Source organism: Streptococcus mitis (genome assembly GCF_001579035.1).
GTDB lineage: Bacteria > Bacillota > Bacilli > Lactobacillales > Streptococcaceae > Streptococcus > Streptococcus mitis_J.
Genome location: NZ_KQ970285.1, coordinates 431,804 through 439,873 on the forward strand (window position 1 = coordinate 431,804; position 8,070 = coordinate 439,873).

Sequence of the window (8,070 nt, forward strand, 5' to 3'; positions counted from 1 at the left end):
AAACGTATTGAAATAGAATGTGAACAAATTGATTAGGGAATTTAAAGAAATTTCTAACAATGCTTTAGAAGTTGTGCTGTACTATTATAGATTCAAAAAAACTACAAATAAAAGTTTCGTAAATATTATTAGATTAATAATTCTTGGCATCCAAGAGAAATCTCGTGGGTGTCTTTTTTGATACCAAAGTGTATAGCTTCCGCCATTACTTTTTAAGATTACGATAGGCAATCTCTCCAACAGCCATTGGAATGACATTTGAAGTATTGACATAAGTCTTTGTTGTAATCGTGTCACTATGTGTTAGAGCCTCAGATATAGCTTCAATAGATGTTCCAGCCTGTTTTGCTAATGTTGCCCCTGTATGTCGCAGTTTATGAGGTGTAGCATGCTTAAGTTCTGGATGACGACGTTTGACAGATTTCATTTTATTATTGAGATAGTCAGAGTGTAGTGGGCTGTTAACATTACCCTTCATATCGATATAAGTAAAGACATACTGTTCATCAGATTGGATAATTCCAAATTTTGCTAATTCCTTTTTTTGTTGCTCTTTCCAAGAGGTAAGGAGCTGAAGTAATACTCAATGAAAATCACAAAGCAAATTAGGAAGCTAGCCACAAGCTGTACTTGAGTACGGTAAGGCGACGTTGACGTGGTTTGAAGAGATTTTCGAATAGTATAAGTCATTAGAATTAGAGAAAATAGGCTAGCAAAAACCTGTTTCAGGAGAAAATGAAGGAAATATTTCCATAAACAAACGCATACTATCAAGTTTCTTCAACACCTGATACTATGCGTTTTTAGGATTTTAAAGAGTTATTGCCCAACCTCATCTAGTTAGCTGTATGATTTCTATTTTTCTAGTAACCAATCTATGATATTTTTCTTCTCAATTCCATTGTAATTGGCTGTTGGCTGAATCGTATCCATTGTTAATAGATATTTGGGGGAATTGATCTTTAATGGCTTCTAGTGGTCTAAGTTCTCTGTCTAGTGTTTCTGGAGCAAGTGTTGTTTCACTGACTTGATAATAAGCGTAGTGGCCAAAATCAGTTACAACAACAAAATCAACCTCATATTTATCTAAATTACCAACATATACTTGTGAATATCTACGTCTCAATTCCAAATACACCATATTTTCCAAGATATGCCCAATGTCTTCTTTGTGGTCTGGCAATAAGAGGTGTCGTAAACCTAAATCAACGGGATAATATTTTTCTAAGCGTTGCAATAATGCTTTACCTTTTACATCAAAACGTGGAACGGAATAAAAAAGTAAACTATCTGTCAAAGTTGTCAAATAATTTTCCAAAGTATTATGGGAGATTGAAACGTTTTGGCTGACCAGGGTATTGCGAATCTTATTTGTTGATATTAAGCTACCTGTACTACTGAGAAGGGTTCGGACAATGCGCTCAATAATAGTAGGATTTGGATTTCCCAATCTAGTTACAATATCGTTTAACAGTATGGAGTTATATATTCCTCTGAGATAGTCAATTTTTTCAGCGTAAGATGATGTTTGCAATAAGTAAGGGAAAGCACTAAAGAGATAATTGTTAAAAATTTCTGTTGTATTCAGATTCTCTGTGAGAGATTGATCTGATAGATATTCTTCAAAAGACAATGGAAGAACCTCTATTTCAACATACCGACCAGTCAAGTTTGTAGCTAATTGGCTACTCATAAAGTAAGCGTTTGATCCAGTCAAATAGAGGTCAACATTTGGCAAGATGAATAGACTATCTGCTACTAGTTCAAATTTTTCAACATGTTGAATTTCATCTAAAAAGATATAGTATGTTTTCTCCCCAACTAACTGCTCTTTTATATAAGCAAATAATGTTTGAAAATGTCGTAGGTCATAGTAACTCAGATCTTCAAAATTGATGGATATAATCTGATCCTCGTCTACCCCAGTTGCTAGTAACTCTTCTTTATAGAGTTGAAAGAGAACAGATTTACCAGCTCGTCTAACTCCACTCACAACCTTAATGATTTGACGGTCACGATGTCTTCTTAAAAAATCTAAATAATGTGGTCTTTTAATATAGTTCATAATAGATACCTCAAAGATAGTATAATACAAATAGACATTATTTTCAAATATTTAGAAATAATCATCTACTAATTTTATTATCTTCAAATATTTAGAAATAATATCTTAAGAATAGCGACGATAATAAAATCATTTGAACTGACACGAAGTAGCTGTGCGTTTGTTGTTAGACTATTACATCATCTTTGTGATACAGTAGTTCGTATTTTTCGCCTACTTTTTATGATTATGATAAGTGAACCACCAGCAGCCATTGGATGTTAATTAGAAATGATTATGTTCTCATTTCGGGAAAATGCTCCTGGAAGTTAGTTTTATCAGCCAAATCAAGATTATAATTATCCTTAATACAACTCTTAAGTTTTTTATTAAATGCCTAAAGTAATAATGATATATAGTAGATTGAAATAAGATATGAACAACTCTATTAGGAAAGTCAAATTAATTTCTAGAAATGTTTTAGCAGCTACAGCGTACTATTCCAAACTCAACCAACTATAGTAGTTGGATCAATTATTTTCTGTTGACAGTAGTTCGCTAACTTCATGCCAAACTTCATTATTTAATTCTCAAAAAATTTTTAAAAAAGCGCTTGCAAAAATAAAAAAATGTGATATACTTAATTTATGGATTGTTACTGGTCATGCAGGCAAAACCTAAACAAATACGAGATAAGAAGCGATATTTAGCTTTCTATTTGGTATGTGTTTAGGTTTTTTTGTTACCTATTTTCCGGGAATAGGTAGTCAACTGATGACCAAAAAATATAAGGAGGTCCAATATGGCTAAATATACTGAGTTAGCACAAGATATTATTAATCACGTTGGTGGACGTGAAAATGTGAGTAGCGTTAAACATTGTGTAACACGTTTACGCTTTACACTTAAAGATGAAAGTAAAGCTGATACAGAATATCTCATGAAGCGAGATGGTGTAGTCACAGTTATTAAGGCAGGAGGTCAGTATCAGGTAGTAATAGGTAACCATGTTCCGGATGTTTATGCAGAAGTATTAGCAGTAGGTAGCTTACAAGGTAGTGGAGCAGTAGATGCTGATGAAGAAGATAATGTTAAGAAGAATCCTTTAGATGCTTTTATTGATATTGTCTCAAGTATCTTCCAACCTTTCCTTGGTCCACTGGCAGCAGCTGGAATTATAAAAGGGATTGTAGCTATTTTAACTGCTTTCTTCGGATGGACTGCTGCAAATAATGGAGTTGCTCTAGTTCTGACCGCAGCTGGTGATGGATTTTTCCAATTTTTGCCAATGATGATTGCTTTGAATGCAGCTCGTAAATTTAAGATGAATGAGTTCACTGCTTTAGCAATTGCTGCGTCTTTAGTTTATCCAAACTTAGAAGCAAGTGTTAAGGGGTTGACTGAAGCAGGTGTATCTAACTTTTTTGGAATTCCTTTAAGCATGCCCGCAGGAGGCTATTTATCAACAGTTATTCCGGCCATTCTAGCTGTATGGGCAGCTTCTAGAATTGAAAGATTTATCAAAAAGATTACCCCGGATACAGTTAAGCTTTTTGTGGTACCGTTTGTAACTTTGATCGTTTCAATTCCGTTGACTTTCCTACTAGTTGGTCCTATTGCTAATGAAGCATCTGATTTATTAGGGGCATTCCTAAGTTCAGTTTATAATTTTAATCCTATTATTTATGGAGTTCTTCTAGGTACTTTATGGCAAGTAATGGTTATGTTTGGTCTTCATTGGGGACTTGTGCCGTTGGCAATACTAGAACTCACTCAGACTGGTTCAGGAGTCATTCTAGCAGGCGCTTTGTTACCTTGTTTTACACAAACAGGTGTCCTTGCAGCAATTATTCTTAAAACGAAAGAAAGCAAGGTAAAAGCAATTTCTACTCCAGCTTTGATTTCTTCAATCTTTGGTGTTACAGAACCAGCTATTTATGGTGTGACACTTCCAATGCGTACGCCATTTATTATCAGTTGTGTAGTGTCTGGTATTGTTGGTGGATTTGTTGGCATGTTCAACGTAACTATGTATTCAGTAGGTGCTTTGGGAATTTTCCTTTACCCATCTCTTGTTAGTCCAGATGGTAATTTTGGAAGTTTATATGCAGCTTTAGTTGGCACAGCAATTGCTATTATCCTCTCATTTGCAATTCAAATGTTCTTACCAGTACCAACACTTTTTGAAAAAAATCAGAAGAAAGTAGTCACTGAAGAAACTAAAAACGATAAAGTAGAAGTGAGGAATCAAGTAGTTTCAAGTCCAATTGTAGGGAATATTATTCCACTTTCAGAAACACCAGATGCAGTATTCTCTAGTGGAGCAATGGGGTATGGAGTAGCTATTGAACCAACTATTGGGGAAGTTGTTGCACCAGCAGATGGAACAATTCGTCTTCTCTTTCCTACAAATCATGCTATTGGTCTTGCAACAGATGATGGTGCTGAATTACTGATTCATGTTGGTATGGATACAGTTGAGTTAGATGGATCTGGCTTTAAAGCTCATGTAGTTCAGGGTGCTAGAGTTAAAAAAGGTCAATTGTTGTTGAGTTTTGATATTGAATCAATCAAATCAGCAGGTTATTCAGTTACAACACCAATCATAGTTACAAATACCAATAAGTATCATAGTGTAAACACAATTGCAAGTGGTAAAGTCAACTTAGAAGAGAACTTGCTTGAAATTGGATAGTTTAATTGGAGGTATGGAAGATGATTCAACTTCCATACCTCATTTTTGTGCTATACTATAGGTACTAATAATTGGGTGAAATCATGAAAATTAAAAAAATATTTAATAACAATGTAGTCTTATCTGAAATGAAAGATCAGGAAATCATTGTAATGGGAAGAGGTCTAGCATTTGGTAAGAAAGTTGATGATGAACTTGATGAAAATAAAATAGATAAACGTTATATTTTATCTCAAAATCATAGAGAAGTTTTTTTTGAAATTTCTGTAGAATTATTAGAAGTTGCAGATAAAGCCATATCTTTTGCTAAATGTACATTAGATAATGCTATTAAAGATACAGCTTTTCTATCGTTGGCAGATCATATGTATGGAGTTGAACAAAGAATCCGTGACGGATTTTTTATGAAGAATTTTCTCATGTGGGATATTAAACGATTCTTTCCTAAAGAGTATGAGGCAGGTTTATATGCCAATGAGCTTTTGAGTTCCTATTTGGGTCAAGAATTACCCGATGATGAAGCGGGTTTTATGGCTTTAACCCTGGTTAATAGTGAGTTGAATCATCAGAATTCAAATGCTCGAGATTTAACTCAGTTAATGGAAGAGATTATGACTATTGTGAAATATAGTTTGGAAATTCCCTTAGAACAAGATGATGTTTACGTTCAACGATTCATTACTCATTTAAAATTTTTTTGTGAGCGTGTATTAACAAATACGAAACAAGAAGAATTGGATGATTCTTTAATGTTTGAGCTAATGTGTCAGAAGTATCCTATTGCATATGAAACAACTAAAAAGATTGCATTACACTTAGAAAAAACTAAACAGTATTCTATTTCTGATGATGAGCAGTTATATTTAACGATCCATCTATCTCGTATTCGAAAGAAATAAAAAGTCATGGAGATTTTTAAATTTCCATGACTTTTTTACTTAATTAAATGTTTATCTGAACAAAAGTTTATTATACTTTGTCTGTTTTTTAGTGTGTGTCATCTTTCCAGTTACTGAAATCATGATGAATAACTTCTTCCAGATAAAAAATATCGTTAGAGTATGTGAACTTGAGAATACAACAATTTGTCATTCTATTTTGAATAGTTGTTTGTTCGTACTTTTCCCAGACTCTGGCAAAATTTCGAATAGCTGCTCCATGGGACACAATAAGGATAGAGTTGCCCTTAGCTTCCTTCATAAGCGAACAAATAGTGTTATTTATTCGCTCTTGTAATTCTAATTGAGATTCTCCGCCATAATAGACGAAGAAATCGTTATAAGGGATAGAGGGATTTAGATCTTCGCTTTCTCCTTCAAAAATACCAAAATTCCATTCTTTTAGACCTTTAATTCGTTTATAAGGTGTTTTTCCATCAGTTACAATTTCTAAAGTGTCGCACGCACGCTCAGATGTTGAACTAAAAGCACTGTCAAAGATAATTCCATGTTCTTTGAAATATTGGGCAGCTACTTTAGCTTGGTAAATTCCAAAGTCTGTTAGTGGGGAATCACACCAACCTTGTATAAGATGACGTTTGTTGAAAAGAGTTTGTCCATGACGCATTAAATAGAGAGTTTTCTTCATTTTCATATCCTACAGTAGATTAAGTTTTTTAAAGGCATTATAAAGTCCATCTTGTCGAACATCATCGGTTATAATATCAGCCATAGCTAGTATTTCAGGACCACCATTACCCATAGCCACACCAATTTGGCAGGTTTCGAGCATCGGAATATCAACTTTAGCATCACCAAAAGCAATTGTATCAATATGATTTGCTCCTAAATGCTTAAGAATGATGTCAACAGCATGTGCTTTATTGATATTCTTTACTCCTAAGTCACCAAATAGAGCTGATTCTCCTCGACCTCCCCAAGTACCAGCTTTCAGTTGTGGGAAAGCTTTTTTAGAATCTAAGTGATCTTGGTAGGAATTAAGAATAAAACTAATTTTATTAAGATCGTCTCGGTACAGTTCTCCACCATAAACTAATCCATGTAGCGCATCTTCTGGCTCCATGTTTAAAATTTGGTCTTCACTAGCTCCTTTACCTAAGGCATAGATGCGTAGTATCTGTCTTGCAGCATCACGAAAATTACGGCTCGCAAATAATCCGTTATTACTTTCAAGATAGAACTCTAATCCTCTTGATTCAAGCCAATCAACAACTTGTTTGGCAGTCTCATACGGAATTAGTTGATGCATGAGAACTTGATTTTTGTACTCAATGTAGGAACCATTTCCTCCAATGATACCATCGAAGCCAATATCTAAAATTTCGTTTGGCATCTCAGCTTTGCTTCGTCCAGTGCAAAGGAGTACTAGATGTCCATTTTTACGTGATTGTTGGATAGCTATTTTAGCTGAATCGGGTATGTGGTTATCGTAGTCAATAATGGTCCCGTCAACATCAAGGAAGATAATTTTTTTCATACTTTTACTCCATTTTTTAGTTTGATTTTACAGTATGATAATGAATCTTTCTACTGCTATTCTAGCCAATTGTAATACTTTTCTATGGTAAAATATCTATTTTTCCATTTCTTCTCTATATTTTCGAGGAGTAGTTTTATAAATTTTTTTGAATTGGCGATTAAAGTTTGATAAGTTTTTAAAACCTACCTCTGAGGCAATTTCTAGAACAGAGAGAGTAGAGTGTTGAAGAAGTTCAGTAGCTTTACGTAAACGGAAGTGGATAAGATAGTCCATACAACTAACTCCTAAATTTTTTTTAAAGAAATTCATAAAATGTGTTGGACTATAGCCACATAGTTCTGCTAGAAGATTAATTGATAAATCTTCCTGATAGTGTTCGCTTATATAATCGATAATTGTCCTAATTTTTTCTTCTCTACGATAACCATCTATTGATTGTTTACTTGAATAAACGTAATTATATTGAAAGAGAAGATGAAGCAGTTTTAGTAACTCACTTTTTAATTCTAGTTCAAAAAATGTCTTCCTATAGTATCCTATTTTCATTGAATTAATTAGTGTTTGTCGAATTTCTGTATAACCAGGTTGATTGGGTTTTATCACACGTTTGAAGTCTAGTTGTCCATTATATAGGGGGTGTAAGTAATGAATTGCTGCAAAATCTTTTGTAGAATAACCAATTAAGTCTAATTGAAAGTTGATTGCATCCATATAGTGATAGGTATGTTCAATTGGATGTATAGAATGTAAAGCATTAGGACGAATTAAAATAATATCTCCTTTCTCACTGTTAAAATAGTCTGTATCTATATGGAATCTTGCTTGTCCTTCGTGTACATATATGATTTCCATATCTGTATGCCAGTGAAAAAGAATATCAGGTAGACCATCT

Annotated in this window: 5 protein-coding genes and 2 pseudogenes; 2 read left to right on the forward strand and 5 right to left on the reverse strand. The window is 33.8% G+C overall.

Features of this window, described 5'->3' with window-relative positions; genetic code table 11:
* Positions 1-205 precede the first annotated feature (205 nt).
* Both SMIDD26_RS02175 and SMIDD26_RS02180 read right to left on the reverse strand, forming a co-directional pair.
* Positions 206-580 (reverse strand): annotated as a pseudogene (locus SMIDD26_RS02175) (tyrosine-type recombinase/integrase); the annotation flags it as partial.
* 275 nt (positions 581-855) lie between these two features.
* A pseudogene (locus SMIDD26_RS02180) lies at positions 856-2,065 on the reverse strand (ATP-binding protein).
* A gap of 781 nt (positions 2,066-2,846) precedes the next feature.
* Between SMIDD26_RS02180 and SMIDD26_RS02190 the strand changes: the two are divergent.
* Entirely contained in the window at positions 2,847-4,739 is a 1,893-nt protein-coding gene (locus SMIDD26_RS02190) for a beta-glucoside-specific PTS transporter subunit IIABC (protein ID WP_061438764.1), read from the forward strand.
* 83 nt (positions 4,740-4,822) lie between these two features.
* The gene (locus SMIDD26_RS02195) at positions 4,823-5,638 is read left to right on the forward strand and encodes a PRD domain-containing protein (RefSeq protein ID WP_061438780.1); all 816 of its coding nucleotides are present in this window, start codon (positions 4,823-4,825) and stop codon (positions 5,636-5,638) included.
* A gap of 88 nt (positions 5,639-5,726) precedes the next feature.
* On the opposite strand, the gene SMIDD26_RS02200 is transcribed toward SMIDD26_RS02195, so the two are convergent.
* The 3 genes from SMIDD26_RS02200 to SMIDD26_RS02210 all read right to left on the reverse strand — a co-directional run.
* Complete coding sequence (locus SMIDD26_RS02200) at positions 5,727-6,326, reverse strand: histidine phosphatase family protein (RefSeq protein WP_061438765.1); 600 nt, start codon at positions 6,324-6,326, stop codon at positions 5,727-5,729.
* A gap of 9 nt (positions 6,327-6,335) precedes the next feature.
* Positions 6,336-7,175, reverse strand: a complete 840-nt coding sequence (locus tag SMIDD26_RS02205) for a Cof-type HAD-IIB family hydrolase (protein ID WP_061438766.1) — start codon at positions 7,173-7,175, stop codon at positions 6,336-6,338.
* Between the two features lie 96 nt (positions 7,176-7,271).
* Positions 7,272-8,070, reverse strand: a 799-nt coding sequence (locus tag SMIDD26_RS02210) for an AraC family transcriptional regulator (protein ID WP_246746855.1), incomplete at its 5' end; no start/stop codon positions are given.

Excerpts from the sequence above, each read along its gene's own strand:
- SMIDD26_RS02190 (WP_061438764.1), top strand. The coding sequence starts at position 2,847 with ATGGCTAAATATACTGAGTTAGCACAAGATATTATTAATCACGTTGGT.
- SMIDD26_RS02195 (WP_061438780.1), top strand. The coding sequence starts at position 4,823 with ATGAAAATTAAAAAAATATTTAATAACAATGTAGTCTTATCTGAAATG.
- SMIDD26_RS02200 (WP_061438765.1), bottom strand. The coding sequence starts at position 6,326 with ATGAAGAAAACTCTCTATTTAATGCGTCATGGACAAACTCTTTTCAAC.
- SMIDD26_RS02205 (WP_061438766.1), bottom strand. The coding sequence starts at position 7,175 with ATGAAAAAAATTATCTTCCTTGATGTTGACGGGACCATTATTGACTAC.